Annotated in this window: 27 protein-coding genes and 1 tRNA gene; 17 read left to right on the top strand and 11 right to left on the bottom strand. The window is 71.3% G+C overall.

The window, feature by feature from the left end; translation table 11 throughout:
* Positions 1 to 122 precede the first annotated feature (122 nt).
* Positions 123 to 989: a hypothetical protein gene (locus AC4NMM_RS06425; RefSeq protein ID WP_096395943.1), complete on the top strand. Its 867-nt coding sequence runs from the start codon at positions 123 to 125 to the stop codon at positions 987 to 989.
* Between the two features lie 114 nt (positions 990 to 1,103).
* Entirely contained in the window at positions 1,104 to 1,691 is a 588-nt protein-coding gene (locus tag AC4NMM_RS06420; RefSeq protein WP_096395941.1) for an NAD(P)/FAD-dependent oxidoreductase, read from the top strand.
* Between the two features lie 44 nt (positions 1,692 to 1,735).
* Here AC4NMM_RS06420 and AC4NMM_RS06415 read toward each other — a convergent pair whose 3' ends face one another.
* Positions 1,736 to 3,391, bottom strand: a complete 1,656-nt coding sequence (locus tag AC4NMM_RS06415) for a succinic semialdehyde dehydrogenase (protein ID WP_491923862.1) — start codon at positions 3,389 to 3,391, stop codon at positions 1,736 to 1,738.
* 76 nt (positions 3,392 to 3,467) lie between these two features.
* Positions 3,468 to 4,508, bottom strand: coding sequence for an AI-2E family transporter (locus tag AC4NMM_RS06410; RefSeq protein WP_491923861.1), 1,041 nt, complete (start codon positions 4,506 to 4,508; stop codon positions 3,468 to 3,470).
* Between the two features lie 498 nt (positions 4,509 to 5,006).
* Between AC4NMM_RS06410 and AC4NMM_RS06405 the strand changes: the two genes are divergently transcribed.
* The 4 genes from AC4NMM_RS06405 (at position 5,007) to AC4NMM_RS06390 (ending at position 7,824) form a co-directional block, all read left to right on the top strand.
* A complete protein-coding gene (locus AC4NMM_RS06405) occupies positions 5,007 to 6,176 on the top strand; it encodes an aminotransferase class I/II-fold pyridoxal phosphate-dependent enzyme (protein ID WP_491923860.1) in 1,170 nt (389 codons plus the stop codon).
* Entirely contained in the window at positions 6,176 to 6,463 is a 288-nt protein-coding gene (locus AC4NMM_RS06400; RefSeq protein WP_491923859.1) for a hypothetical protein, read from the top strand. Before AC4NMM_RS06405 ends, AC4NMM_RS06400 begins: the two co-directional genes overlap by 1 nt.
* 111 nt (positions 6,464 to 6,574) lie before the next feature.
* On the top strand, positions 6,575 to 6,952 hold the full coding sequence (locus AC4NMM_RS06395) for a translation initiation factor IF-5A (RefSeq protein WP_096395930.1): 378 nt from the start codon (positions 6,575 to 6,577) through the stop codon (positions 6,950 to 6,952).
* Between the two features lie 5 nt (positions 6,953 to 6,957).
* Complete coding sequence (locus AC4NMM_RS06390; RefSeq protein WP_491923858.1) at positions 6,958 to 7,824, top strand: agmatinase family protein; 867 nt, start codon at positions 6,958 to 6,960, stop codon at positions 7,822 to 7,824.
* A 26-nt stretch (positions 7,825 to 7,850) separates the two neighbouring features.
* Here the strand turns inward: AC4NMM_RS06390 and AC4NMM_RS06385 are convergent, their stop codons facing one another.
* Together AC4NMM_RS06385 and AC4NMM_RS06380 are read right to left on the bottom strand one after the other, a co-directional pair.
* Positions 7,851 to 8,102, bottom strand: coding sequence for a SelT/SelW/SelH family protein (locus tag AC4NMM_RS06385; protein WP_017344604.1), 252 nt, complete (start codon positions 8,100 to 8,102; stop codon positions 7,851 to 7,853).
* Positions 8,103 to 8,198: 96 nt separating this feature from the next.
* Entirely contained in the window at positions 8,199 to 9,809 is a 1,611-nt protein-coding gene (locus tag AC4NMM_RS06380) for an amidohydrolase (protein ID WP_096395926.1), read from the bottom strand.
* A gap of 107 nt (positions 9,810 to 9,916) precedes the next feature.
* Here AC4NMM_RS06380 and AC4NMM_RS06375 point away from each other — a divergent pair, with 107 nt between their 5' ends.
* Positions 9,917 to 10,366, top strand: coding sequence for a universal stress protein (locus AC4NMM_RS06375; protein WP_096395923.1), 450 nt, complete (start codon positions 9,917 to 9,919; stop codon positions 10,364 to 10,366).
* 13 nt (positions 10,367 to 10,379) lie between these two features.
* On the opposite strand, the gene lipP1 is transcribed toward AC4NMM_RS06375, so the two are convergent.
* On the bottom strand, positions 10,380 to 11,327 hold the full coding sequence (gene lipP1, locus AC4NMM_RS06370; RefSeq protein WP_096395921.1) for a LipP1 family hormone-sensitive lipase: 948 nt from the start codon (positions 11,325 to 11,327) through the stop codon (positions 10,380 to 10,382).
* 49 nt (positions 11,328 to 11,376) lie between these two features.
* Between lipP1 and AC4NMM_RS06365 the strand changes: the two genes are divergently transcribed.
* Positions 11,377 to 12,759, top strand: a complete 1,383-nt coding sequence (locus tag AC4NMM_RS06365) for a DEAD/DEAH box helicase family protein (RefSeq protein ID WP_491923857.1) — start codon at positions 11,377 to 11,379, stop codon at positions 12,757 to 12,759.
* A 504-nt stretch (positions 12,760 to 13,263) separates the two neighbouring features.
* Complete coding sequence (locus AC4NMM_RS06360; protein ID WP_491923856.1) at positions 13,264 to 13,641, top strand: hypothetical protein; 378 nt, start codon at positions 13,264 to 13,266, stop codon at positions 13,639 to 13,641.
* Positions 13,642 to 13,749: 108 nt separating this feature from the next.
* Here the strand turns inward: AC4NMM_RS06360 and udk are convergent, their stop codons facing one another.
* Positions 13,750 to 14,448: a uridine kinase gene (gene udk, locus AC4NMM_RS06355; protein WP_096395915.1), complete on the bottom strand. Its 699-nt coding sequence runs from the start codon at positions 14,446 to 14,448 to the stop codon at positions 13,750 to 13,752.
* 177 nt (positions 14,449 to 14,625) lie between these two features.
* Between udk and AC4NMM_RS06350 the strand changes: the two genes are divergently transcribed.
* From AC4NMM_RS06350 to AC4NMM_RS06335, 4 genes are all read left to right on the top strand, one after another.
* The gene (locus tag AC4NMM_RS06350; protein WP_491923855.1) at positions 14,626 to 15,357 is read left to right on the top strand and encodes a CBS domain-containing protein; all 732 of its coding nucleotides are present in this window, start codon (positions 14,626 to 14,628) and stop codon (positions 15,355 to 15,357) included.
* A gap of 66 nt (positions 15,358 to 15,423) precedes the next feature.
* Complete coding sequence (locus AC4NMM_RS06345) at positions 15,424 to 16,011, top strand: GNAT family N-acetyltransferase (protein WP_096395911.1); 588 nt, start codon at positions 15,424 to 15,426, stop codon at positions 16,009 to 16,011.
* Positions 16,012 to 16,072: 61 nt separating this feature from the next.
* Positions 16,073 to 16,146, top strand: a tRNA-Thr gene (locus tag AC4NMM_RS06340).
* A gap of 714 nt (positions 16,147 to 16,860) precedes the next feature.
* Complete coding sequence (locus AC4NMM_RS06335; RefSeq protein ID WP_096395909.1) at positions 16,861 to 17,064, top strand: hypothetical protein; 204 nt, start codon at positions 16,861 to 16,863, stop codon at positions 17,062 to 17,064.
* Positions 17,065 to 17,101: 37 nt separating this feature from the next.
* Here AC4NMM_RS06335 and AC4NMM_RS06330 read toward each other — a convergent pair whose 3' ends face one another.
* Positions 17,102 to 17,521, bottom strand: a complete 420-nt coding sequence (locus AC4NMM_RS06330) for a universal stress protein (protein ID WP_096395907.1) — start codon at positions 17,519 to 17,521, stop codon at positions 17,102 to 17,104.
* Between the two features lie 72 nt (positions 17,522 to 17,593).
* On the bottom strand, positions 17,594 to 18,130 hold the full coding sequence (locus tag AC4NMM_RS06325) for a CinA family protein (protein WP_096395905.1): 537 nt from the start codon (positions 18,128 to 18,130) through the stop codon (positions 17,594 to 17,596).
* A 59-nt stretch (positions 18,131 to 18,189) separates the two neighbouring features.
* Between AC4NMM_RS06325 and AC4NMM_RS06320 the strand changes: the two genes are divergently transcribed.
* The 4 genes from AC4NMM_RS06320 to AC4NMM_RS06305 all read left to right on the top strand — a co-directional run bounded on the left by AC4NMM_RS06320 (position 18,190) and on the right by AC4NMM_RS06305 (position 21,147).
* A complete protein-coding gene (locus tag AC4NMM_RS06320) occupies positions 18,190 to 18,861 on the top strand; it encodes a class I SAM-dependent methyltransferase (RefSeq protein WP_096395903.1) in 672 nt (223 codons plus the stop codon).
* Positions 18,858 to 19,499: a transcriptional regulator FilR1 domain-containing protein gene (locus tag AC4NMM_RS06315; RefSeq protein WP_096395901.1), complete on the top strand. Its 642-nt coding sequence runs from the start codon at positions 18,858 to 18,860 to the stop codon at positions 19,497 to 19,499. The genes AC4NMM_RS06320 and AC4NMM_RS06315 overlap by 4 nt, the downstream gene beginning before the upstream one ends.
* A 68-nt stretch (positions 19,500 to 19,567) precedes the next feature.
* Positions 19,568 to 19,855: a hypothetical protein gene (locus AC4NMM_RS06310; RefSeq protein ID WP_096395899.1), complete on the top strand. Its 288-nt coding sequence runs from the start codon at positions 19,568 to 19,570 to the stop codon at positions 19,853 to 19,855.
* A 101-nt stretch (positions 19,856 to 19,956) separates the two neighbouring features.
* On the top strand, positions 19,957 to 21,147 hold the full coding sequence (locus AC4NMM_RS06305) for a PAS domain-containing response regulator (RefSeq protein WP_096395897.1): 1,191 nt from the start codon (positions 19,957 to 19,959) through the stop codon (positions 21,145 to 21,147).
* A gap of 1 nt (position 21,148) precedes the next feature.
* Here AC4NMM_RS06305 and AC4NMM_RS06300 read toward each other — a convergent pair whose 3' ends face one another.
* The 3 genes from AC4NMM_RS06300 to AC4NMM_RS06290 form a co-directional block, all read right to left on the bottom strand.
* On the bottom strand, positions 21,149 to 21,790 hold the full coding sequence (locus AC4NMM_RS06300; RefSeq protein WP_096395895.1) for a thymidine kinase: 642 nt from the start codon (positions 21,788 to 21,790) through the stop codon (positions 21,149 to 21,151).
* Between the two features lie 108 nt (positions 21,791 to 21,898).
* The gene (locus AC4NMM_RS06295; protein ID WP_096395893.1) at positions 21,899 to 22,963 is read right to left on the bottom strand and encodes an amidohydrolase family protein; all 1,065 of its coding nucleotides are present in this window, start codon (positions 22,961 to 22,963) and stop codon (positions 21,899 to 21,901) included.
* 66 nt (positions 22,964 to 23,029) lie between these two features.
* Entirely contained in the window at positions 23,030 to 24,310 is a 1,281-nt protein-coding gene (locus AC4NMM_RS06290) for an HD domain-containing protein (protein WP_096395891.1), read from the bottom strand.
* Positions 24,311 to 24,382: the final 72 nt, after the last annotated feature.

The raw sequence follows: 24,382 nt of genomic DNA, 5'->3' as shown, positions 1-24,382 counted from the left end.
CTTTCAGAACCGGTGTGATCCGCTGTACCGCGCCCCCGATCGCCGGACTCGAACGCCGCTCGCGTCGCGACCGGACCGCCTCGCCGCGCGGCAGTTAAGTCGCTCGCGGCGGGAGCGGGGACATGGCCGACGGCGACGACAGACAGGCGACGTTCGGGTCGGACGGGAGCCTCGAAACCGAGACGACGCCGGACGCGACGGGCGAGAACGACTTCGGCGAGGAGAAGGCGGCCAACGAGACCGACGGCGGGTACAGCCGCTACGTCGTCTCCAGCCTCCTCCAGAAGGCGGTCCGGCGCTCCGACGAAGAGATCGCGGCGTGGGCGGCCTGGGAGCTGGCCCGCTCCGGGTACGCCTGGAACCTCTGGGACCGGCTGAACCTCTACGTCGTCGAGGACCTCCGCGCGGGCGACGAGATCGCGCTCCTGATCGAGCGCTACGAGGAGCTCGCCACCGAGCGCTGGGAGCCGGACGCGTGGAAGGGCCGCCTCTGTGCGGTCCACGCCGCGCTCGCGGCGGCCCGCGCCCGCTCGACCCGCGAGGCGTCGAACGCGGACGCGTACTTCTCCGCCGTCGCCGAGGTCCGGGCCGAGGCCCGCGAGCGCGGCGAGGAACCCGCCCACGACTTCCCGGTCGGGGACCTCGAACCGGAGGAGACGTTCGACGCCGTCTTCGACGGCCACACCGGGGAGGGGTCGAAGCGCGGGCGCGGCACCCGCTTCTTCAAGACCCACGGGGCGCGCGTCGGCCCGGAGGGCGAAGACGAGCGGAGCGCGCGCTGGCAGCGCCTCGCGATGATCCTCGACGAGGACGTCGAGTACGACGCCGCCGAACTCGACCGGGCCGTCGAGCCGGTCGACCCCGACGACCCGTGGGGGGAGGCGAACGGCCGCGAGGAAGGCGACGTCGACGGGGGCGGCGACAGCTCCGAAAGCGACGACGACTCCGGAGACGACGGTGCCGGTTCGCTCACCGACTTCACCGAGTGACCGCGCTCGGGCCCGCGCTCCGTGCCCTCCGTCGGCGGTGGCGGCCGCATCGGCCGGGTTCCGTCGATCCCCGCTTCCGCCAACCCTTATGAGCCGGGCCGCGTACACGCGGCTATGACAGACGTCGCAATCGTCGGCGGTGGACCCGCCGGACTGAGCGCGGGACTGTTCGCGAGCAAGAACGGCCTCGACACCGTCCTCTTCGACACGGACGGGACGTGGATGCACAAGGCGCACCTGTTCAACTACCTCGGCGTGGGCTCCGTCGGCGGCAGCGAGTTCCTGGCGACCGCGCGCCAGCAGGTCGACGACTTCGGCGTCGACCGCCACCAAGGCGAGGAGGTCACCGCCGTCGAAGAGGCCGGCGACGGCTTCGCCGTGACGACCGAGGAGGGCGAGTACGACGCCGACTACGTCGTCCTCGCGACGGGCGCGAACCGCGACCTCGCGGAGGAGCTGGGCTGCGAGTTCGACGACGACGACACCGTCAGCGTCGGCGTCTCGATGGAGACCAGCGTCGAGGGCGTCTACGCGACCGGCGCGATGGCCCGCGCCGAGGAGTGGCAGGCGGTCATCTCCGCGGGCGACGGCGCCGCCGCCGCGCTCAACATCCTCTCGAACGAGAAGGGCGAGCACTACCACGACTTCGACGTGCCCGACACCGCAGCCTCCGTGTTCGGCGACCTGATCGACGACGAGTAACTCCCCGTCCGTACTTCGATATTTTCCCCGACGACCCATCCCGATCAGCGGCGCGACAGGCGACGGCGGACCGCTCGGAGGCCGCGGCGCACCCGCCGCCCGACCCCCATCGCGGCGAACGCCCCGCCGACGAACCAGTCGGTCGGGATCCGGTCGGGGAAGGTCAGCGGGCCGACCCGCGAGACGCCGACCGTCCGCGACTCCGCGTACCGCTGAATCCCCTCCGGTCCGTGTCGGCGCCCGAGCCCGGAGTCGCCGAACCCGCCCATCGGCGCGTCGTTTGCGCCCCACGTCGCGAGGAACGCGTCGTTGACGTTCACCGTGCCGCAGTCGATCTCGCGGGCGAGCTCGGCGCCCCGCTCGCGGTCCGCGGTCCAGACGCTCGCGTTGAGGCCGTACGGAGAGTCGTTGGCCGCGTCGACCGCGGCCGCCGCGTCCGGGACCGGCGTCACCGCGGCGACGGGGCCGAACGTCTCCTCACAGGCGAGCGTCGCGTCCGGGTCGACGCCGGTCAAGATCGTCGGCTCGTAGCAGTACGGCGCGACGTCGGCCCGGGCGCGGCCGCCGATCTCGACGGTCGCGCCGCGCTCGCGGGCGTCCGCGACGTGCGACTCGACCCGCGCCAGCTGGTCGGCGTCGACGAGCGAGCCGAGGTCGGCGTCGTAGTCGTAGCCGGTCCCGAGCGTCAGCGCCTCGGTCTCGCGGACGAACGCGTCGAGGAAGGCGTCGTACGCGGACTCGACGACGTAGATCCGCTCGGCGGAGAGGCAGAGCTGGCCGGCGTTCGAGAAGCAGGCCTGGACCGCCCCGCGGGCGGCCTCGTCGACGTCGGCGTCGCCGCACACGACGAGCGGGTTGTTGCCGCCGAGCTCCAGCGAGCAGCCGATCAGGTTCCGCCCCGCGCGCTCGGCGATCGTCCGCCCGACCGCCGTGCTGCCGGTGAACGCGACGTAGTCGACCGCGTCGATCAGCGGCGGGCCGGTCTCGGGCCCCTCGCCGGTGACGACTTGGAAGAGGCCGTCGGGGAGACCGGCGAGCTCCAGCAGTTCGGAGAGTAGCAGGGCCCCGTACGGCGTCTTCTCGTCCGGCTTGAGGACGACCGCGTTGCCCGCGGCCAGCGCTGGGATCGCGTCGGCCATCGACAGGGTGAGCGGGTAGTTCCACGGCGAGATCACGCCGACGACGCCGACCGGCTCGTACGTGACCGTCGCGGTCGCGATCCCGGGTGCGACGCCGCGGCGGCGCTCCTCGACCAGCGCGTCCGGCGCCTCGCCCGCGACGTACGCGCAGCCGCTCGGCACGTCGAACAGCTCCTCGACCGCGGTGCGGCGGGACTTCCCGGTCTCGACCTGGAGGACGTCGAGCAGCTCCTCGCGGCGGTCGACGACGAGGTCGCCGAACCGCTCGACGATCCGCGCGCGCTCCGCCGCGGGCGTCTCGGCCCACGCCGCCTGTGCGTCCCGAGCGCGCTCGACCGCGGCCGCCACGTCCGCCGCGTCGCAGGCCGGGACGCTCCCGATCCGCTCGTCGGTCGCCGGGGCGAACACGTCGATCGCGTCGGGGTCGCCGCTCGGGCCGTCGCCGTCGTCGCCGTCGTCCGCTGGCCGCGCTCGCGCCGCGCGGTCGGCGAGGCCGTCGAGTCGTCGCGCCGCGAGCGTCGGCGCGTCGCCGACAGCGGTGGGGGGGTCCGTCGAGGACATCAGATACCGGAGGGACGGCCGGCGGAGGGAAAGCCGTACCGGCGCCGGAGAGTGAATTCAGGCGGTTAGTGGCCGGTCAGTCCGGCGAGTCATCGCTCCCGTCGACTGACTCGGCCGCCGCCGCGACGCCCCCCGACGCCGCGCCGCCTTCCGAGAGCATGTCGATGGCTTCGAGCAGCAGCGAGACGACGAGCGGGCCGACGATGACGCCGACGGCGCCGAGCGTGAGGATGCCGCCGACGAACCCGACGAAGTAGAGCCCGGGAGCGATCTTCCCGGTCCGACCGGCGAGACGGGTCCGGATCACCGCGTCGGGCACGAAGGCGACGACGACGAGCCCGATAGCCAGCACGGCGACCGCCCGCGCGGTCTCGCCGACGAGAAAGTCGCCGACGCCGAGCGCGACGACGAGGACGCTCGGGCCGACGACGGGGACGAACTGGAGGACGCCCGCGATAACGGCCAACAGGACCGGCGAGCCGTACCCCAGCGCCCGGAACACCGCGAGCGCGAGGACGAACGTGCCCGCCGCGGTCGCGGCCTGAAGCACGTAGATCGAGTACAGCGTCTCCCGCGTCCGCCTGTGGAGTCGAGTCGGAATGTCGTGGTACTCGGCCGGGACGACGCCGAAGACGGCCGTTCCGACCGCGCCGGGGCGATAGAGGATACCGTACACGAGGAACGTGAACACGACGAGTTCCAAGACGAGCACCGGCGCCGCGCCCGCGACCGCGATCGCGACCCCGCGGATCCACGTCTCGGCGGCCGCGACGAACGGCGCGATCTCGACGACCGTCTCGAAGCCGCCGACGCTGATCGGGACCACGTCCGGGATCCCCTCGAGGATCGCGATCAGCTGAGAGCGGCGCCGGTACAGCGCGTACAGCAGCGGCGCCACGAGGAGCGTCGCGCCGACGAACGCCACCGCGGTGGCGGCGGCGCACGCGATCCGACGCGAGAGGCCGCGGCCGACGAGCCGCTGCCGGAGCGGGAACAGGACGTACGCGACGGTGACCGCGAACACGACCGTCCGCAGCACCTCCGCCAGCACGGCCGCCGCGAGCGTCGCCAGCGCGACGAGCAGCACCGCCAGCAGCCGTTGCCGGGTGAGAACCATGTGCTCGGGTCACAACCGGCGAGGAAAGTCGTTGCGGTGGGGCGGACGCGGCGGCCGCGATGCGGTATTTAAATATCCGCCACCGGCGGCGACGATAGCTTATAAAGAGCAACGCGGTGGCGCGTGCCTCCGAGTGGCCGCCGAAGGCGGCCGCGAGGAGCGCGCGCGAGGGAGCCGCGAGGCTGGGGAGGTGTGAGGTGCGGTGCTGTGCGGTGCGGGGCGGGACTCAAAGGGGCAGCCGCGAGACCACAGTAGGCGACGTAAGCACCGCAGCGAGCGGAGCGAGCGAGGAGCGCAACGAGCGTACTGTGGTCTCGCGGCTGGGGCTTTGGAAGTGTTCACCGCCGATCCGCGATCAACCATTTATAAATGAGTGGCTGGGGCTTCGGGAGCGTTCCCCGTCGACTCGCCGGAACACCACCACGGAGCGCATCCGTCCGCCCCGCGATCGCCACCGGCAACCACAGCACCTAACCTCGCGCCGGCCCGACACCGAGTATGCGCATCGACCCGTTCGGCCTCGAACGCTGGTTCGCGGAGCACGAACACGAGGCCGACATCATGCTGGCCGAGAGCGGCATCCGGTCGCTCGACGCGAGTCGGTTCGACCTCGACCCGGGGAAGCTCGGCTACGTCATCCCGACGAACGGCGACCCCGAGTTCCGGGCGTCCGTCGGCGACCGCTACGACCGCTCCGCCGACGAGGTCCTCTTCACCTGCGGCACCCAAGAGGCGAACTTCCTGACGTTCCTCTCGCTTCTGGGCGACGAGGGCGCCGTCGACGGGGAAGGAGGCGACGCGGACGTCGACGCGGCGGGCGTCGGCTCCGGCACCCACGCCGTCGTCGTCACCCCCACGTATCAGGCGCTCCACGCCGTTCCGGACGCGTTCGGCGACGTGACCCACGTCGAGCTGGATCCGCCGGAGTGGGAGCTCGACCCCGAGGCTATCGCCGACGCCGCCCGCGACGACACGGCCGCCATCGTCGTGAACAACCCGAACAACCCCACCGGGAAGTACCACGACGAGGCCGCGATGCGGGCCGTCTACGACGTGGCGGTCGAGCGCGACGCCTACCTGCTCTGCGACGAGGTGTACCGCCTCCTCGCCGAGGAGCCACAGCCCCCGGTCGCGAGCTACGGCGCGCACGGTATCTCCACCACCAGTCTCACGAAGGCGTACGGGCTCGCCGGCCTGCGATTCGGCTGGATCGCCGGGCCGGAACCGGTCGTCGAGCGCGCGTGGCAGTGGAAGGACTACACGACCATCTCGCCGAGCCTCTTCGGCCAGCACGTGGCGAAGCAGGCCTTAGGCCGGCGCGAGGACCGCATCCTCGCCGAGAACCGCGAGCTGGCGAGCGACCACCGCGAGACGGTCGCGGACTGGGTCGACGAGCACGACCTCGACTGGCTCGACCCCGTCGGCGTCAACGCGTTCGTCACTCTCCCCGAGGGCTTCGACGACGCGGAGGCGTTCTGCCGGACGGTCGTCGAGGAGGCGAACGTCGTCCTCGCGCCCGGCAACCTGTTCGGCTTCCCGAACCGCTTCCGGATCGGGTTCGGCCTCCCGACCGAGGAGCTGGAAGACGGGCTCGACCGCGTGACCCGCGTGATCGAGGACCACGCGGCGGCGTCCGGCTCGGCCGCGGCGACCGGAGGTGACGCCTGATGGGCCTGTTCGGCGACCTCAAAGACGACGTGGTCGAGTTCGTCCGCGACCCGACCGACGAGCAGAAGATACTGGTGACGGCGGCGGTCGCCATCGCGATCGCTGACCGCTTTTTCTATATCGTCGTCGACTTCCCGTTCGTCGTGCGGACGACCGCCGCGGTCGGCGTCGGCTTCATCGTCATGTTCGTCGTCAGCTACCTGTACACGGGGCAGTTCGTCCCGCCGGACGGGAACGTCGACGACGACGAAGGGGTAGAGGAGTACGTCGACGAACTCGACCCCTGACCGCCGCGGCCGAGTCCGGCGAACTCACCACGGGCGCGGTCGCCGACTCGACGAACGCCCGTCCGACGGCGTTCCAAACCGTTTATACACGCGCCGCGGGAATTGACGCTCATGCCGCGAGAGCAGAAGCAGGTTCGCGAACTCCAGGAGGGCAGCTACGTGATGATGGACGACGCGCCCTGTAAGATCAACCACTACAGCACCGCCAAACCCGGAAAACACGGCAGCGCGAAGGCCCGCGTCGAGGGGAAGGGCGTCTTCGACGACAAGAAGCGCTCGCTCTCGCAGCCGGTCGACGCGAAGGTGTGGGTCCCGATCATCGAGCGCAAGCAGGGACAGGTCGTCAACGTCAACGACGACGAGGTCCAGGTGATGGACTTAGACACCTACGACACGTTCACGATGCGCATCCCCGAGGGCGAGGACTTCACCTCGGACGACAACATCGAGTACCTCGACTACGAGGGCCAACGGAAGATCATCGGGTAGTCGGCATGTTCCCCGGGGCGACGACCGGCCGCGAAGCTGCTTCCTACGTGGTCGTCGGCGCTCCGCTCGACGCCACGACCACTTTTCAGCCGGGCACCCGGTTCGGACCGGACCGGGTCCGGCGATTCGCCGAGACGTACGACGACTACGACCGCCGCACCGACAGCCGATTCTCCGCGCTGGGCGTCCACGACGACGGCGACGTGCGCCCGTGGGACGACGTGCCGGCGTACCTCGACCACCTCGCCGCGGAGCTCCGGAGCGTCGTCTACGATGACGCCATCCCCCTCCTCCTCGGCGGCGAACACACGGTCACGTACGCGGGCGTCGACGCCGTCGACCCCGACGTCTTGGTCGTCGCCGACGCGCACCTCGACCTCCGCGAGGCGTACGACGGCAACCCGTGGAGCCACGCCTGCGTCACGCGCCGCTGCCTCGACGACCTCGGCGTCGACCGCGCCGTGATCGTCGGCGCCCGGACGGGGTCCGAGGCGGAGTGGAACCGCGCGGCCGACGCCGACGTGGAAATCGTCGCGCCCGAGGACGCCCGCGAGTGGCTCGACGCGCTCGATAGCGAGGACGCGTTCGGGGACGACTCCGTCTACTGTTCGATCGACATCGACGCCCTCGACCCCGCCTACGCCCCCGGGACGGGAACGATGGAGCCGTTCGGGCTGGAACCCCGAGGGGTCCGGGATCTCGTGCGCGCGGTGGCGCCCCGCGCCGACGGGTTCGATGTCGTCGAGGTGAACGACCGCGACGACGGGCAGGCGGCGGCGGTGGCGGGCAAGCTGCTACGGGAGTTCGCGCACTCGCACGCGGACGCGACCGCGACCGCGTCCGACGGCGACCGGCCCGACGGCTCGGAGTGAGCGCCGACCGGCCGACGAACGGAGCGCTACGAGACCTCGGAGAGCCGCCGCCGCGCGGCGGTCACCGCCTCCATCGCGTCGATCCACTCGCGGGGGTCGGTACACCAGATTCGGTCTCCCTCGACGCTGACGCAGAACACCGACTCGCCGGAGGGCGACAGCGTGACGCGGTCGACGTCGGGGCGGTCGCCGAGGTACGCGTCGATGAGCCGTCGGGCGGTCTCAGCCTCCGAGCGGAGGCGGTTCCCCTCGGCGTACTCGATGGCTATCTCTGCCATGCCGTCGAATTGGAACTACACGATTAATAACTGCTGTTTTCTGGCAGCGATTGCGGATTCCCCGGTTCGACGGCCGCTGCGCTTCCTCGCCGCCGGCTACCGGCCGTCGAACACGACCGCGCCGTCGACGACCGTCAGCGCGACGTCGATCTCGTCGATCGCGTCGTCGCGCTCCCACGGCGAGGCGTCAAGCGCGACGAGGTCGGCGCGCTTCCCCGCCTCGATCGTGCCGAGCCGGTCCTCGTCGAAGCCGGCGTAGGCGGCGCCGCTCGTGTACGCGCGCAGCGCCTCGGTGACGGTGAGCCGCTGAGGGTCGGCTGGAGCGGTGACCGCCTGATGGACGCCGAACAGCGGGTCCATCGGCATCCCGTCGGAGCCGAACGCGAGTTCGACGCCCGCGTCGAGCATCTCGCGGTAGCGGTTCGTCTCGGCGGTGCGCGCTTCGCCCAGCCGTTCCTCGTAGAGGCCGTCCGAGCGCGCCCACTTCAGGAAGTTCGGCTGGACGCTCGCGACGGCGCCCGTCTCCGCGAGCCGCTCGATCGCCTCGTCGTCGGCCAGCTCGGCGTGTTCGATCCGGTGGCGAGCCTCGCCGGCGTCGGTCCGCGAGGCGTCCTCGTACGCGTCGAGCACGGCCGCGATCGCCTCGTCCCCGATGGCGTGGGCGGTGAACTGGAAGCCCGCCTCGGTCGCTTCCGCAACCGTCTCGTTCAGCTCGTCGGGGTCGACGACCCACTGACCGGTCTCGTCGGGGGCGTCCGCGTACGGTTCCGAGAGGCGCGCGGTCCGGCCGCCGAAGCTCCCGTCCGTGTACGACTTGATCGCGCCGGTCTCGACGAACTCGCTCCCGCCGTTCGTCGCGAGGCCGACCTCCCGCGCAGCGTCGAGGTGGTCGCTCCAGTAGTTGATTCGGACGCGGGCGGTGAGCTCCCCGGCCGCGTCGAGGGCGCGGTAGACCCGCGGCGCATGCGAGTCCCGGACCATGTCGTGGAAGCCGGTGATCCCGCGGGCGGCGCAGTGGTCGAGCGCGGCCTCGACGACCGCACGCGTCTCCTCGCGGTCCGGCTCGACCGCCCGGTATATCGGGTCGATGGCGGCTTCGAGGAGGACGCCGGTCGGCTCGCCGTCGCCGCCGGTCGGGACGGTGTCGTCCGGGGCGGCCGCCAGGTCGTCGGCGAACCGGTCGAGCGCGACGCCGTTGACCGCCGCGACGTGCATGTCCTCGCGGAACGCCGCGACCGGGCGCTCGGTCGAGACGCGGTCGAGGTCCGCGCGGGTCAGGTAGCGCGACTCGTCCCACGTCGACTCGTCGTAGCCGTAGCCGAGCACCCAGTCCTCCGCCTCCCCGCCGCCGTCCGGTGCCCCGCCGCCGCTCGACTCGGATTCCACTTCCGCTGCGCGCTCCGAGAGCAGGTCGACGGCCTCGTCTAGGGAGGCCGCCGCCGAGAGGTCCGCGTGGACGAGGTAGCGCCCGACGGTGGTCAGGTGGGTGTGCGCGTCGACGAACCCCGGTAAGAGTACTCGCCCGTCGAGGTCGACCACGTCGGTGTCGACGCCCGCGAGCAGCTCCACGTCGTGGGTCCGCCCGGTCCGGACGATCTCGCCGTCCCGCACGGCGACGGCCTCGCGGACCGCGTCGCCGCCGTCGGCCGGGTGCGCGAGCGTGTGTACCTCCCCGTTCACGAAGATCCGGTCCGCGGCCTCGGTCATGGGAATCCGGGGGGCACACAGCGTGTTAACCGTTCGGGAAACGGTCACCTCGCCACCGGTCGAGAACCGGCGACCGATTTATTCGGTCGCCCGACGAACCGCCGCACATGTACGACAACGTGCTCCTCCCGACCGACGGCAGCGTCGGCGTCGACCGCGCGATCGACCACGCGATCGACGCCGCCGACCGCTACGACGCGACGCTCCACGTCCTCTACGTCGTCGACAGCGACGTGGTGAACGCCTACTCCGGCGACGAGTTCGTCGACGGGGCCGAGGGCGCCGAGGAGACGCTCGAAGAGAGCGGCCGCGAGGCGCTCGACGCCGTCGCCGAGCGCGCCCGCGACGCGGGGGTGGAGACGGCGACCGCCCTTCGGTACGGCGTCCCCCACGAGGAGATCCTCCGCTACGCCGACGAGGAGGACGTCGACCTCACGGTGATGGGCTCGAAGACGCGCTCCGGCGACTACCGCCGGATGCTCGGCTCCGTCACCGAGCGCGTCTCCCGGCAGTCGCCCGCGCCGGTGAGTATCGTGAAGACGACCGTCGACGCCTGAGTCCCCGCGACAGTCACAGATAGCTCCGCGCGTCCCTCGCGACCGCCTCCAGCGCCGCCTCCGCGGCGTCCACCCGGTCCGCGAGGCTACAGAACCCGTGCGCCATCGCCGGGTAGTGGCGGCCCTCGACCGAGGTCCCCTCCCGCTCGAACCGCTCCGCGAGCGCGACGCCGTCGTCGCGCAGGGGGTCGAACCCGGCGGTGACGACCGTCGCGGGCGGCAGGTCGCCGAGGTGGTCCGCCCGGAGCGGCACCGCGTAGGGGTTCGCGGCGTCGACCGGGCTCCGGAGGTACCGCTCGTAGAACCACTTCATGTCCTCGCGCGTCAGGAGCGGCCCGTCGGCGTTCTCGCGGTAGGAGTCCGTCTCGAAGTCGTAGCCGGCGATCGGATAGAGCAGGAACTGGCCGGCGGGAGTCGGGACATCGCCGAGATCCCGAGCCCGGAGCGACGCCGCGACCGCGAGCGCGCCGCCGGCGCTCGTCCCCGAGACGCCGACCCGGTCGGAGTCGACGCCGAGGGAGTCGGCCGTCTCCGCAACCCACGCGAGTGCGGCGGCCGCCTCGTCGACCGCGACGGGGAACGGGTGTTCCGGGGCGAGCCGGTAGTCGACGGAGACGACGACCGCGTCGGCGCGGACCGCGAGTTCGCGGCAGATCCCGTCGACGGAGTCCAGCGTGCCGAGCGTCCACCCGCCGCCGTGGAAGTGGACGAGTGCGCGGGATTCTGCCGAATCTTCAACGGCGCCTTCGGGCCGATACACCCGGACCGGCACCTCGCCGTGAGGCCCGTCGAACGCGAAATCGCGGGCGTCGCCCACGGGCGGCTCCGGCGGCCCGGAGAACAGCTCGTCCTCTAAGCGTCGGGCGGCGTCGGCGGAGAGGTCGCTCCACGCGGGCAGGCCCAGCGACTCGATCTCGGCGACCGCCGCCGCGAGGTCCGGGTCGAGTTCGTCCGCGCGCATACCGGGGCGAGGCGGTGGGCCTTTGTAAGTCGGTCGGCAACTCCGGGCGATGGACGTCCGGCTCACCTACGAGGACGGCACGATCCGCGTCGACGCCGACCCGGACCTCGGCCCGGACGCGCTGCCGCCGCTGCCGGGCGTCGAGACGGACCCCCGGACCGGGACCGGTCGCGCGCCGGCGCACCGCTACGCCGAACTGCGCCGGGCGCTCCGGGTGGCCGGCGTCTCGGTCGACGACCGGGTCCTCGACGCGAGCGACCGCGCCGCGAGCGAGGCGGGGCTGCCGGACGCGCTCGCCACCGACTACGACCTCCGCGAGTACCAGCGCGAGGCGCTCGACGCGTGGCACGAGGCGGGCGACCGCGGGGTGATCGAGCTCCCGACCGGCGCCGGCAAGACCGTGATCGCGATCCGCGCGATGGTCGAGCTGGGCGTGCCGACGCTCGTCGTCGTCCCCACGGTGGACCTGCTCGACCAGTGGCAGCGCGAGTTGGAGCGCGAGTTCGACCTCCCGATCGGCCGGTTCGGCGGCGGCGAGCAGCGCCGCGAGGCGATCACGGTGTCGACGTACGACTCCGCGTACCTGAAGGCCGACGGCGTGGGCGACGCCTTCGAGTTCGTCGTCTTCGACGAGGTCCACCACCTCGGCGGCGAGGGGTACCGCGACGCCGCGCGCCTGCTCGCGGCGCCCGCGCGGCTCGGCCTCACCGCCACCTTCGAGCGCCCGGACGGCGCCCACAAGGCGGTCGCCGAGCTGGTGGGCGAGCGCGTCTACGCGCTCGACGTCGACGACCTCGCGGGCGACCACCTCGCGCCGTACGACATCCGGCGGATCGAGGTGGAGCTCACAGAGGAGGAGCGCGAGCGCTACGACGAGAAGCAGGGCACGTTCGTCGAGTACGTTCGCGACGCGGGGATCACGTTCTCCAGCGGGAGCGACTACCAGGAGCTCGTCAAGCGCTCCGGCAACGATCCCGCCGCCCGCGAGGCCCTCCTCGCGAAGCGGGACGCCCGCGAGATCATGATGAACGCCGACCGCAAGGTCGAGCGGCTCGCCGAGATCCTCGACCGTCACCGCGACGACCGCGTGATCGTGTTCACGGCCCACACCGACCTCGTCTACCGACTCTCCGAGCGCTTCCTCCTCCCCGCGATCACCGCGGAGACGGGCGCGAAGGAGCGTCGCGAAATCTTAGAACGCTTCCGCGACGGCACCTACGGGCGCGTCGTCGCCGCGAACGTCCTCGACGAGGGGGTCGACGTGCCCGACGCCAACGTCGCGGTCCTCCTCTCCGGGTCGGGCAGTGAGCGCGAGTTCACCCAGCGGCTCGGCCGCGTGCTCCGCCCGAAGGAGGACGGCGGTCGGGCGACCCTCTACGAGCTCGTCAGCGCCGAGACCGCCGAGGAGCGCGTGGCGAGCCGGCGGCGGTGAGCGCGATCTGTCGAGATGCGATATTTAAATACCCGTGAGCGGCTGCGACAGCTGCTTATAAATGATCAGCGGTGCGGCGGCGCGTGCCTCCGAGTGGCCGCCGGAGGCGGCCGCGAGGAGCACGCGCGAGGGACGCGGCGAGCGAGGGGGCGACCGAAGGGAGCCCCGAGCGAGGCGCGAGGCTGGGGAGGCGTGAGGTGCGGGGCTGTGCGGTGCGGGGTGGGACTCAAAGGGGCGGTCGCGAGGGCGGCGCAGGCGAAGTAAGGACCGCAAGGAGTGAGCGGAGCGAACGACTGAGGACCGCAGCGAGCGTGCGCCGCCCTCGCGACTGGGGCTTTGGCGGTGGTCGTCGTCGATCCACAGTCGGTTACTTATAAACGAGAGACGCTTCGATTCGATTCCGGTCAGTACAGAAGAAAGACCACACACCTTACTTAGTACACTTCTCCGATTCTGTCACGGGAGCAACCCCATACCTTTAAAAAAACAAGTAGATATCGCAGTATGCGATTTTTCACCAGAACCGTCATTGCGGGCGTACTCGTCGGCTCGGCAGTCGGTATCATCGCAGGGGTACTCATCGGCCCGGACGGGTGGGCGCTCGGGGGCGCGGTGGCGGGCGGAACCATTGGCGGGAGAAGCACCGATCTCGCGGGATCGGTGATCGAGAGCTCGAAGGCCGGCGTACTCGCTGCCGTCGTGTTCGCGACCGTTTTCGGATTCGGTAGCGGCGTCCGCGCCGCGATCGACGCCGGGAGTCCGGAGCTACTGGTACAGGGGTTGGGACCGTTCTTCTCGATCGCACTTATATACGGAGTCGGCTGCTTCATCGCCGCCGCCGTCACCGGCGCACTCGTTCACGTCGTCCAAAATTCGAGATAGCTGGTCAATTTCAGCAATGCCAGCTATTTATAAGCGAGCGGTCGGGACTTCGGAATCTCTCCTCGTCGATCTCACATCTGTTCCGCCGACCGCGACGGCTCACCGCGATTAATCGTCGCCGTCGACGTCGAGCGAGCGCTTCTCGCCGAGCTCCTGTTCGAGGCTGCCGCGCTCCCAGCTCCGGACTGCGTCCCCCTCGACCTCGGCGCGGAGCTTCTCCTCCAAGAGGTTCACCGCGACGCTGTTGGCGCCCTCCGGGATGATCACGTCGGCGTGCTTCTTCGACGGCTCGATGAACTGCTCGTGCATCGGCTTCACCGTCGAGAGGTACTGGTCGATGACGCCTTCGAGGTCGCGGCCGCGCTCGATCACGTCCCGCCGAATTCGCCGGAGAATACGCACGTCGGCGTCCGTCTCGACGAACAGCCGGAGGTCCATCATGGCGTTTATCTCCTCGTCGTACAGCGCGAGGATGCCCTCCAACACGATCACGTCGGTCGGCTCGACGGTGACGCGCTCGTCTTTCCGGTTGTGGATCTCGAAGTCGTACTGGGGCATCTCGACGGACTGCCCCTCCAAGAGGGCCTCCAGGTGCTCCCGGAGGAGTTCCCACTCGAACGCGGAGGGGTGGTCGTAGTTGACCTCCTGGCGCTCCTCGAAGTCGAGGTGCGAGAGGTCCTCGTAGTAGTTGTCCAGCGGGATCCGGGTGACGCTGTCGCCGAGATCGCGGGTGACGAGCCGGGAGACCGTCGTCTTCCCGGCGCCCGTCCCGCCCGCGATCCCGATCACGAACGAGGGAATGACCATATCGGCGTTCGAACGGCCGCGGGCTTGAACGCTCCCTTTCGTTGTCGCGGCCGATCCGCGCAAGCGTCGCGGGCGGCCCGCGTCACCGAGTGTGGTACCCGATCGCATGGCTACGGTCGGTGCCGATATAACGGTGTCGGGGGCACCTTTTAGCCGATCGGAGCAAATTCGGGAAGTATGCGAACAGACACCACGGTCCGCGACGTGATGCACCGCGAGTTCCTCGGCGTCAGCGAGTCGGACTCGCTCCCGGAAGCGGCCGCGCTGCTGGTCGACGAGGAGACGAACTGCCTGGTCGTCGTGCGCGGCGGCGAGCCGGTCGGACGGCTGGAGTCCCGCGACGCGCTCGACGCGCTGCTCTCCGCGACCGGCGTCGGCGACGAATCGAAGGCGGCGGCGTCCCCCGAAGACCGCACCGTCGGCGACGTGATGGGCCCGCCGCTGCCGGCGGTGTCGCCGGACGACTCGCTGGCGGCGGTCGAGGAGCGCCTCGTCGCGGGGGGGGCGGACCGCGTCGTCGCCGTCGACGACGGCGAGGCGGTCGGCGTGGTCACGGACGGCGACGCCCTCGCCGCGGGCGCGCCGCGGACGGGCGCCGGCGCCGAGGGGTTCGGCGACGAGAGCGCGGCCACCGACCCCCGATCGGAGGGGACGGTGTTGTCGACGGCGGCCGCCGCGGACTCCGACGCGGAGCGGGGCGCCGAGGCGACGATGGACCCGGAGGCGGCGGAGCGCGCGGAGGCCGCGACGCGGAACGAGCCCGCCGGCACCGACGGCGGCGCCGACTCGCCCGCGGGCGCGCCGAGCGGCGCCTCGACGCAGGGCGTCTGCGAGAACTGCGGCGCGCTCGTGCCGGACCTCGTCACCGCCAACGGGCAGGCCGTCTGCCCGAACTGCCGAGAGATCTGAGTCGGCCTCGAAGCGAGCGATTCGCCGGCCGGCAGCCTCAACAGGCCCCGAGCCGAAGCCCTCCGCATGGGCGAGACGGACGCGCTGATCGAGCCGGCGACCGCCGACGACGTCGACGCCGTCATCGACATGTGGGTGGCGCTCGCGGCCGGTCAGCGCGAACACGGCGCCACGCTCCGCGCCGAGGCGAACCGCGCGACGGCCCGCGAGTGGGTCGCGCAGTCGGTCGTGACGGGCGAGCTGCTCGTCGCCCGCGAGCCGGAACCCGCATCGGAACCGGACCGGGATGGGGACCGCGACCCCCAGCCGGTCGGCTTCGTCGGCTTCTCGCTCGAACGCGGCGACTACGAGCGCGACGCCGCCCGCGGCACCGTCAGCAACCTGTTCGTGGCCCCGGAGTGGCGCGGGGAAGGGATCGGCGCGGCGCTGCTCGACGCGGCCGAGCGCGCGCTCGACGAGGCGGGCGCCGACCGCGTTGCGCTGGAGGCGCTCGCCGACAACGACCGCGCCCGAGAGTTTTACGCGGACCGCGGCTACGACCTCCACCGCGTCGAGCTGACGAAGTCGCTGAACGACGAGGACGACGCTGCGGCGGCCTCGAAGGACGAGGACGGGCGCGACGGGGGCACCGAATCCGCGGTCGAAAGCGACTGACGCCGGCCGGGTTCGCGGAAAGCGACACGCACACATAGGAGGACCGAGTACGGCCGCACGCGCCAGGGGAGCATGGGTGGTTCATGCACTCGACTTGTAATCGAGACTTCCGGGGTTCAAATCCCTGCCCTGGCTCTATCAAGTTTCTAAATGATCCCACAGCTGACCGGCACCCAGTGAGGTTATGTGCCCTGCCGATCGTTGGATAATTATCTAGAATCCGCGGTAGAGAGCCACAGATCGGGATCTCGGCGTGACACCTAATAGTAGTGGTAGTAGTAACTGTTTTGTATCATAGTACCTCTGGTGTCACACGCACCACGGGACGTGGCAGTAATGTGCCTATCCCCGATGACCATCAGAGCGACGGTGCCTCGCCGCTGTAACGGCGAGTAAGCCTGCTCCAATCAGGGAGCGAAATCCCATTCATATTATACCCTTTTGCGTGGTATTTCATCCACACAGACCGCCGCTCATCGGCGACTTGCGACCGCTTTGACACGACCGCTATCCCCGCTTGATTGTCATCACGTATGAACCTCGGTTCGGGGTGGGCGTAGGTCATCCCCGCTCCCACCAGTTGGCGCTCTCCGTGCTTCAATATCAACGCTCGCAGAGACACCACGTCTCCGTCTGGACGACAGGTAGTCTCCCTCACGCAGATCATCGACGAGTTCGCGAAGGTTGCCGTACACCTTCGCGCGTTCTCGTAGTCGACCTCCTGCCGTACCCTGCTTCTTCGGCTCCGAGTGATGTGATGGTACGACCGTCGCGAAGCGTTCCAAGTAGGTCTCGCTCCGCGACCGCCCGCCGGACATTTCTTAAGTAGCCCCGACGCCCACGTCGGGTATGGACGCGTCGGACCGCGCGCTGCTCGGCGTCGCCGGAATCGTCGGCGCGCTCGTGCTGGCGGTCGGGTTCGCCGGCGGCGCGCTCTTCGGCTTCGACGAATCGGTCGCGCGGCCGCTCCGGCTCCTCGCGGTCGAACCGCTCACGTGGATCGTGATCGCCGCGCTCGTCGTCGCCGTCGTCGGAAACGCCTACATCGAATAGCGACCGGAGCGGCCGCGCCCCCGCGGGGGAGCCCGACTCACCGCACGACCGTCACCGGCACCGGCGAGCGCTGGAACACCGTCTTGGCCACGTTGCCGACGAGGAGCCGGTCCGCGAGCGAGCCGCTGTGGGTGCCTAACACGACGACGTCGAACTCCTCGGCGTGGTCGATAATCTGGCGGGCGGGCTGCCCCGCCTCCACGATCGTCTCGATCGCCGCGTCGTGCTCGGCGGCGATCTCGCGGGCCCGCTCGAACACCGGCTCGGCGGCCTCGCGGATCCCGCCCTCCCCGTCGTCCGACAGGGCGATCCCCGCGGCCTGCCCCATCATCGGCGACGCGCCGCCGACGACGTTCAACACGGTGATCTCGGCGTCGGGGTGCCCGTCGAGCGCGTACCGGAGCGCGCGCTCGGAGAGGTCTGAGCCGTCCATCGCCACGAGTACGCGCTCGATCATACCGGCAGTACGCGCCGTCACCTGATAAACGCACGTGGTGGTGTGGGCCGGGCGCCTCGGCCGACCCCGCGTTCACCCGTCCGCGTCCTCGACGCTCTCACTGTCGACGTCCTCGATCGTCCGGACGAGCGCGTCGAGCGCGCGCTCGGCCGCGCCCCGCTTCACCGCGTCGCGGTCGCCGTCGAGGACGGCTCGCTCGGTCCTGACGAACGACTCCTCGGTGCCCCACGGCGCGGCGTGCGCGACGCCGAAGTACACCAGTCCGACCGGCTTCTCGTCGGTGCCGCCGGTCGGCCCCGCGATCCCGGTCGTCGCGACCGCCCAGTCCGCGTCCGCCCGGTCGCGGGCCCCCGCCGCCATCTCGCGGACGACGGGCCCGCTCACGGCGCCGTGGGCGTCGAGCGACTCGCGGGAGACGCCGAGCAGCTCCCGCTTGGCGGCGTACGTGTACGTCACGAACCCGCGGTCGAAGTAAGCGCTCGCGCCCGGCACGTCCGTCACCCGCGACCCGACGAGGCCGCCCGTGAGCGACTCCGCCGTCGCGAGCGTCTCGTCGCCGTCGCCGAGGAGCGCGTTCAGCCGCTCCGCCGGGTCCGTCGCGTCTTCCATACCCCCACTCCGAGCGGTTCGCCCCTGAGGTTTACGCCCCGGCGCGTCGAAGGGCGACCGTGACCGACACCGACTGGGACGAGCGGTTCGCGTCGGGCGAGTACCCGCGCGCGCCGGAGCCGTCCCCCGTGTTACGCGCCTACGAGCCGTCGCTGCCGGGCGGCCGCGCGCTCGACGTCGCGGCCGGCACCGGCCGCAACGCGGTCTTCCTCGCGGACCGCGACTACGACGTCGACGCGCTCGACGCGTCGGCGGAGGGGCTCCGGATCGTCCGCGAGCGCGCCGCGGAACGCGGGATCGGCGACCGGATCGAGACGATTCGGGGCGACGTCTCGACGTACGGGTTCCCGACCGAGACGTACGACCTCGTGGCGATGAGCTACTTCCACACCCTCGACCGGTTCGCGGACCTCGTCGAGTCGCTCAGGCCCGGCGGGTACCTCTTCGTGGAGGGCCATCTCCGGTCCGCGGAGCCGTCCCCGTCGGGGCCGAGCGACGACCGCTACCGGTTCGCGGCGAACGAGCTGCTCCGCGCCGGGCTCGGGCTGAGCGTGCGCTACTACGACGAGACGACGGCGGAGCGCCCCGGCGACCGGCGACGCGCCACCGCGCGGCTGCTCGCGCAGAAGTCGACCGGGGGCCGGCAGTCGTACCCGGAACGCCCGGAGGCACCGGACCGGTGGCCGGGGGACGAGGGCGACTCAAAAGCCGCGAACGAGCGAAACGCGTGAGCGACGACGACGCGTCGCCCGCGGCGGTCCTCCGGTCGCTCGTGGCGCGTGCGGTCGACGCGGACCCGGCGAGCCTCGACGGGCGGATCGAACGCATCGAGCGCGGAGACGAGTCGGATGCTGAAGACGCGGCCGGCACCGACGCCTTGACTCCCGCGGGACGGCTCGCGGAACTCGTCGGCGAGGCCGACAGCGTCGTCGCCGTCGTCCCGCGGTTCGACGCCGACCTCGCCGGGCGACTGAACGAGGCGCTGGCGGCCGCGGGGAGCGACGCTGCGGCCGGAGGCGACGCTGCGGCCGGAGACGACGAGGATGACGGGGAGAGCGACGCTGTATCCGGGTCGAACGCCCCGCGAGCGGTCCGCGTCGTGTTCACCGGGTCCGCGAGCGACCGCCTCGCCGGAGCGACGGGGGCGGTCGTCCGGCGCGCGCTCGCCGACCGCGGCGTCGACGCGTACCGCCACGGGGGCGCGTCGCCCGTCGCGGTGGCCCTCGCGGACGACCGCGCGGTCGTCGGGCGGATCGGCGGGGACGGGGTCGCCGCGCTGCTGTGGACGGACGATCCGGCGGTCCGCGAGTGGGCGGCCGCGACCTGTCGGCGCTACCTCGACGACGCCGAGCAAGTGACCGGCGGGTGAGCGGCCCGGCCCCCGGCCGTGGGGGCCCGCCCCGGTCCGCTTTTGAGGGTCGCCGTCGAAGGGGTCGTATGAAAGCGCTACTGCTGTTAGTGGCCGGAATCGGGGGACTGCTCGAAGCCGTCGCGCCGCGGCGCGCCGTCGCGCTCTGGACGCGCGCGCTCTACCGGAACGCCGGCGAGGCGGAGCCGCGCGAGTGGACGTACGCGGCCGCGAAGGCCGAGGGGGCGCTGGTCGCGGCCGCCGCGCTCGTGGGGCTGTTCCGCCTCGCGACCGCGGACGACGACGCCGCGGCGGGCGACGAGGCGACCGCCGACGGGCGCGACCGCGACGCGACGGCCGACGCAGACGGAGCGTGAGCCGACACCCCGGCGCAGACGCGGCGTGAGCCGATACCCTGCCCGCGGCGTCGACCCGACTCACCCGAACGTATATCCGACGGGTCCCGGTACGGATTGGCATGTCGGGCCCTCACGTGGACCCCGGGGCGACGGACGCGTCGACGGTTCGCGTCCTCCACGTCGACGACGACTCGGCCTACCTCGATCTGACCGCGACCTACCTCGAACGGATCGACGAGGCGTTTGAGGTCAGGTCCGAAACCGACGTCGACGACGCGATCGAGACGCTGGCCACGGCGCCGATCGACTGCGTCGTCTCCGACTACGACATGCCCGGGACGGACGGACTGACGCTCCTCCAGCGGGTCCGTGACAGGGGGATCGAGATTCCGTTCGTGCTGTTCACGGGGAAGGGGAGCGAGGAGATCGCGAGCGAGGCCATCTCGGCCGGCGCGACGGACTACATTCAGAAGCGCGGCGGCGACGACCAGTACGAGGTTTTGGCCAACCGGGTGCGCAACGCGGTCGACCAGCACCGGTCCCGGGTCGCGCTGGCCGAGAGCGAGGAGCGGCTCTCGCGGTTCATCGACCAGTCGCCGCTCGGGACGATCGAGTACGACGACGCGTTCCGCATCGTCCGAGTGAACCCCGCCGCGGAGGAGATCCTCGGCTACGACGAGTCGGAACTGCTCGGCGGGACGTGGGCCCCGTTCGTCCCCGAGTCGGAGCAGCGACACGTGGCGGCGCTCGAACGCGACCTGCTCTCCGATAAGGGCGGCTACCAGAGCGTCAACGAGAACGTCCGCAGCGACGGCGAGCGGATCCGCTGCGCGTGGCACAACCAGGTGGTGACCGACGCCGACGGGGCGGTGATCGGCGTGTTCTCGCAGTTCGAGGACGTCACCGAGGCGGAGGCGCGCAAACGCGAGATCGAACGGTCGAACGCCGTGCTGTCGACCGCGCTCGACGCGCTCCCGGTGGGAATGCTCGTCGAGGACGCCGACCGACGGGTGATCCGGGTGAACGAGTGGCTGTACGACCAGTTCGACGTGGACGGCGACCCGGAGACCGCCGCCGGCCGCGACTGCCGAGAACTCGCCGTCGAACTGAGCGAGAAGTTCGCCGACCCCGAGGCGTTCGTCGAGCGGATCGAGCGGATCGTCGAGAACCGGCGCCCGATCGACGGCGAGCGGCTCGCGCTCGCGGACGGGGACACGCTGATTTTGACCTATCGGCCGATCGACCTGCCCGACGGCGACGGCCACCTGTGGGCCTACCGGCGGGCGCGACCGTCCGAGCGAACCGACTGACTCAGTCGTTCGCGGAGTCGGCCTCGGCGCTCTCGAACGGTCGCTCCTCGTCGGGGCGGTCGCCGGTCAACAGGACGTGACAGTCGCGACACCGGGCCTCGTAGGACTCCTCGGCGCCGACGAGGATCGTCGGGTCGTCGGCGTGGGCGGGCTCGCCCTCGATGAGCCGCTGGTTCCGGGAGGCGGGCTCGCCGCAGACCGAGCAGATGGCCTGGAGCTTGTCGACGTACTCGGCCGTCGCCATGAGCTGCGGAAGCGGATCGAACGGTTCGCCGCGGAACGTCTGGTCCGTCCCCGAGACGATCACGCGGCTGCCGCGGTCCGCGAGGGCGTTACAGACCTCGATGAGCGCGTCCGAGAAGAAGTTCGCCTCGTCGAACGCGACGACCTCGGCCGGGTCGTCGTCGAGGACGTCGAGCGGGCCGTCGCCCTCGTTGTCGACGACGGTGGCCTCCCACTGGCGGCCCGTGTGGCTCCCGATCGTCGCCTCGCCGTAGCGGTCGTCGACCGCGGGCGTGTAGACGGCGACCGACTGCCCGGCGATCTCGGACCGCCGGAGCCGACGGAGCAGCTCCTCCGTCTTGCCCGAGAACATCGACCCGGAGATGACCTCGATCCACCCGGATCGAGTGATGGCGTGCATACCCGATCGGGCCGGAGCCAGCGACTAAACCGTTTCTCTCCGGGGCGGGGTCGTCGAAACGTCGGCGTCGACTGCGATCGGTCCGGTCGCGACCGCGACGGCGGCGGCTCAGTCGTCGCGCGGGACGACGGGGTCACCGCCGATCACGACGCGCGAGACGTCGGCGTGGCCGGCGCGCCTGACGACCGCGCGGACGAGGTCGCGCGCGCCGGCGAGGTTGTCGGAGTCGCCGTCGAGGACGAGCAGGTCCGCGTCCGCGCCGGGCTCGATCGCGCCGCGGTTCAGCCCGGCGATCTCGGCGCCGTTGACCGTCGCCATCCGAAGTATCTCCCGAGCGGGGAGATCGGAGAGCTTCGCCGCGAACTCCATCTCTCGGAACATCGACGGCGAATCGGTCATCACGTTGTCGGTGCCGAGCGCGACCGTCGTTCGTTCGGCCAGCTCGCGGATCGGCGGCACCCCGACGTTCGTCACGAGGTTCGAACGGGGGCAGACGACGACCGGCGTCTCCCGGTCGGCGAGCCGTTCGAGGTGGATCTCCTCGGCGTGGACCATGTGGACGAGGAAGTCGGGGTCCAAGTCCATCGCCGGGTTGATGTCGTCGGCGTCGCGCTCGCCCGCGTGGATCCCGAACAGCTTGCCGGCCTCGCGCGTCTCCGTCCTGACCGCGTCGAAATCGGCGTCGCGGGCGCCGGAGGCGCCGTACCCGTCCGCGACCGAGAGCACGTCGGGATCGTCGCGGCCGAAGACGACCGACTCGATCGCGCGCTCGCCGAACTCGACCCCCTCGCCCGCGAGCGCGTCGCGGAGCGCGGCGACGCCGTCGACGCCGCCCTCCCGGAACTCGAGGAACGTGCCCGTGCCGGTCGACTCCATGTACCGCAGGGTGCGCGCCATCGCGGCCACCTTCTCCTCGTGGTCCGCCGCCCGGAGGAGGCGGTGTTTCAGCCCGTCCGGCGGCGCGACGAGCTCGTCGAGCGAGAGCCCCTCGCCCGCCTCCTTGGCGATCGAGTCGCCGATGTGCGTGTGGGCGTTGACGAACGCCGGGAGGATCACGTCGTCGCTCTCGACGGATTCCCGCTCGATCCGGACGATCTCGCCGTCCGCGACGACGACCCGGCCCTCGACCGGATCGAAGTCGGGACCGACCAAGACGGTCCCCTCCAGATGCATACCGGAGGCTCGCCGGCCGAGCTTAAAACCTCACGGGAACGGCCCCGCCGGGCGCGGCGCCGCCGGCTACTCGAACTCGTCGAGCGTCGTCGGCATCGCCCCGCGCACCTCGGTCACGAGCCCGTCGGGGTCGAGGCCGAGCACGTCCGCGGCCGCGCGGCCGACGCGGTCGGTCGCCGGTTCGGGGGCGTACACGCCGAGGCGCCACTGGTTGCGCTGGGCCGTTCGGAGCGCGGAGACGAGCGGCGACTGGCGTTCGAGCCGCCGGATCTCGCCGTTGACGGTGACGCGCGCGGTCGACTCGCGCATCGTCGGCTCGGGCGGCACGTCGAGGATCACGTGGTCGCGGGCGACACCGGCCGCCGCGGCGATCTCGCGTTCGAGGGCGGTCTCGGCCGCGTGGTCCGCCTCGTGGACGCGGTCGGGGACGTCGTCGTACTCGGCCCACACCGCCAGCTTGTAGAGGTCGCGCTCGTCGTAGCGCCGGGAGAGCTCGGCGGTCGCCCGGCAGTCGCGGATCGCGGCGAGGAAGTCGTGGTCGTCCATCCGGCGCAGCTCGGCCGCCGTCGTCGCGGTCGCGTCGAGGAGTTCGCTCGCGGCCCGGCGCAGCATCGCCTTCGAGATGCGCGCGACGTGGTGGGTGTACACGACGGGGTTCATCAGCGCGCGGGCGAGCAGGAGGCTCTCCGCGGTCTGGACGTTCCCCTCGTCCAAGACGAGCTCCGGACCGTCGCGATCGGGTCCGCTCCAGCCGTCCGGTCCGTCGGCGTCCGCGCCCGCGCCGCGCTCGACGAACGTCAGCTCGCGGACGAACCGCTCGGTGTCGATGGTGCCGTACGGGACGCCGGTGTGGTAGGCGTCGCGCACGAGGTAGTCCATGCGGTCGACGTCGAGCTCGCCCGAGACGAGGCCGGCGTACGGGCCCTCGCCGGCGACGATTTCGGCGATCCGATCCGGGTCGAGGTCGTGGTCGCGCAACACCTCGCCGACCGCGCCGGTCGCGAGCAGCTCGTCGACGTCGTCGTGGTACTTCCCTGTCCGGCGGTGTGTGAGCGACTCGAGGTTGTGGCTGAACGGGCCGTGGCCGACGTCGTGGAGCATCGCCGCGGCCTCGATGCGGTCGGCGCGTTTCCCCTCGATCCCGAGGTGGTCGAGCGCGCGGTTCGCGAGGTGGTAGACGCCGAGGCTGTGTTCGAACCGGGTGTGGTTCGCGGATGGGTAGACGAGCTGGACCGTGCCGAGCTGTTTGACGTGGCGCAGCCGCTGGAGGGCGGGCGTGTCGACGAGGTCCGCGGCGACACCGTCGATCTCGATGTGGTCGTGGACGGTGTCCTTGACCGTGAGCATGCGTCCGCCTTCGGCGGCACGGGATAAAAGGCTGGGAGTGTCGACCGCGGCGGGTCGACTCCGCCTCGACCC

The organism is Halorubrum sp. SD41 (assembly GCF_058630335.1).
Note: the sequence above shows the minus strand (reverse complement) of the source record. Positions and strands in the feature narration are given on the sequence as shown.

Coding starts and splice junctions, on each gene's coding strand:
- AC4NMM_RS06425 (WP_096395943.1), top strand. CDS start 123: ATGGCCGACGGCGACGACAGACAGGCGACGTTCGGGTCGGACGGGAGC.
- AC4NMM_RS06420 (WP_096395941.1), top strand. CDS start 1,104: ATGACAGACGTCGCAATCGTCGGCGGTGGACCCGCCGGACTGAGCGCG.
- AC4NMM_RS06415 (WP_491923862.1), bottom strand. CDS start 3,391: ATGTCCTCGACGGACCCCCCCACCGCTGTCGGCGACGCGCCGACGCTC.
- AC4NMM_RS06410 (WP_491923861.1), bottom strand. CDS start 4,508: ATGGTTCTCACCCGGCAACGGCTGCTGGCGGTGCTGCTCGTCGCGCTG.
- AC4NMM_RS06405 (WP_491923860.1), top strand. CDS start 5,007: ATGCGCATCGACCCGTTCGGCCTCGAACGCTGGTTCGCGGAGCACGAA.
- AC4NMM_RS06400 (WP_491923859.1), top strand. CDS start 6,176: ATGGGCCTGTTCGGCGACCTCAAAGACGACGTGGTCGAGTTCGTCCGC.
- AC4NMM_RS06395 (WP_096395930.1), top strand. CDS start 6,575: ATGCCGCGAGAGCAGAAGCAGGTTCGCGAACTCCAGGAGGGCAGCTAC.
- AC4NMM_RS06390 (WP_491923858.1), top strand. CDS start 6,958: ATGTTCCCCGGGGCGACGACCGGCCGCGAAGCTGCTTCCTACGTGGTC.
- AC4NMM_RS06385 (WP_017344604.1), bottom strand. CDS start 8,102: ATGGCAGAGATAGCCATCGAGTACGCCGAGGGGAACCGCCTCCGCTCG.
- AC4NMM_RS06380 (WP_096395926.1), bottom strand. CDS start 9,809: ATGACCGAGGCCGCGGACCGGATCTTCGTGAACGGGGAGGTACACACG.
- AC4NMM_RS06375 (WP_096395923.1), top strand. CDS start 9,917: ATGTACGACAACGTGCTCCTCCCGACCGACGGCAGCGTCGGCGTCGAC.
- lipP1 (WP_096395921.1), bottom strand. CDS start 11,327: ATGCGCGCGGACGAACTCGACCCGGACCTCGCGGCGGCGGTCGCCGAG.
- AC4NMM_RS06365 (WP_491923857.1), top strand. CDS start 11,377: ATGGACGTCCGGCTCACCTACGAGGACGGCACGATCCGCGTCGACGCC.
- AC4NMM_RS06360 (WP_491923856.1), top strand. CDS start 13,264: ATGCGATTTTTCACCAGAACCGTCATTGCGGGCGTACTCGTCGGCTCG.
- udk (WP_096395915.1), bottom strand. CDS start 14,448: ATGGTCATTCCCTCGTTCGTGATCGGGATCGCGGGCGGGACGGGCGCC.
- AC4NMM_RS06350 (WP_491923855.1), top strand. CDS start 14,626: ATGCGAACAGACACCACGGTCCGCGACGTGATGCACCGCGAGTTCCTC.
- AC4NMM_RS06345 (WP_096395911.1), top strand. CDS start 15,424: ATGGGCGAGACGGACGCGCTGATCGAGCCGGCGACCGCCGACGACGTC.
- AC4NMM_RS06335 (WP_096395909.1), top strand. CDS start 16,861: ATGGACGCGTCGGACCGCGCGCTGCTCGGCGTCGCCGGAATCGTCGGC.
- AC4NMM_RS06330 (WP_096395907.1), bottom strand. CDS start 17,521: ATGATCGAGCGCGTACTCGTGGCGATGGACGGCTCAGACCTCTCCGAG.
- AC4NMM_RS06325 (WP_096395905.1), bottom strand. CDS start 18,130: ATGGAAGACGCGACGGACCCGGCGGAGCGGCTGAACGCGCTCCTCGGC.
- AC4NMM_RS06310 (WP_096395899.1), top strand. CDS start 19,568: ATGAAAGCGCTACTGCTGTTAGTGGCCGGAATCGGGGGACTGCTCGAA.
- AC4NMM_RS06305 (WP_096395897.1), top strand. CDS start 19,957: ATGTCGGGCCCTCACGTGGACCCCGGGGCGACGGACGCGTCGACGGTT.
- AC4NMM_RS06300 (WP_096395895.1), bottom strand. CDS start 21,790: ATGCACGCCATCACTCGATCCGGGTGGATCGAGGTCATCTCCGGGTCG.
- AC4NMM_RS06295 (WP_096395893.1), bottom strand. CDS start 22,963: ATGCATCTGGAGGGGACCGTCTTGGTCGGTCCCGACTTCGATCCGGTC.
- AC4NMM_RS06290 (WP_096395891.1), bottom strand. CDS start 24,310: ATGCTCACGGTCAAGGACACCGTCCACGACCACATCGAGATCGACGGT.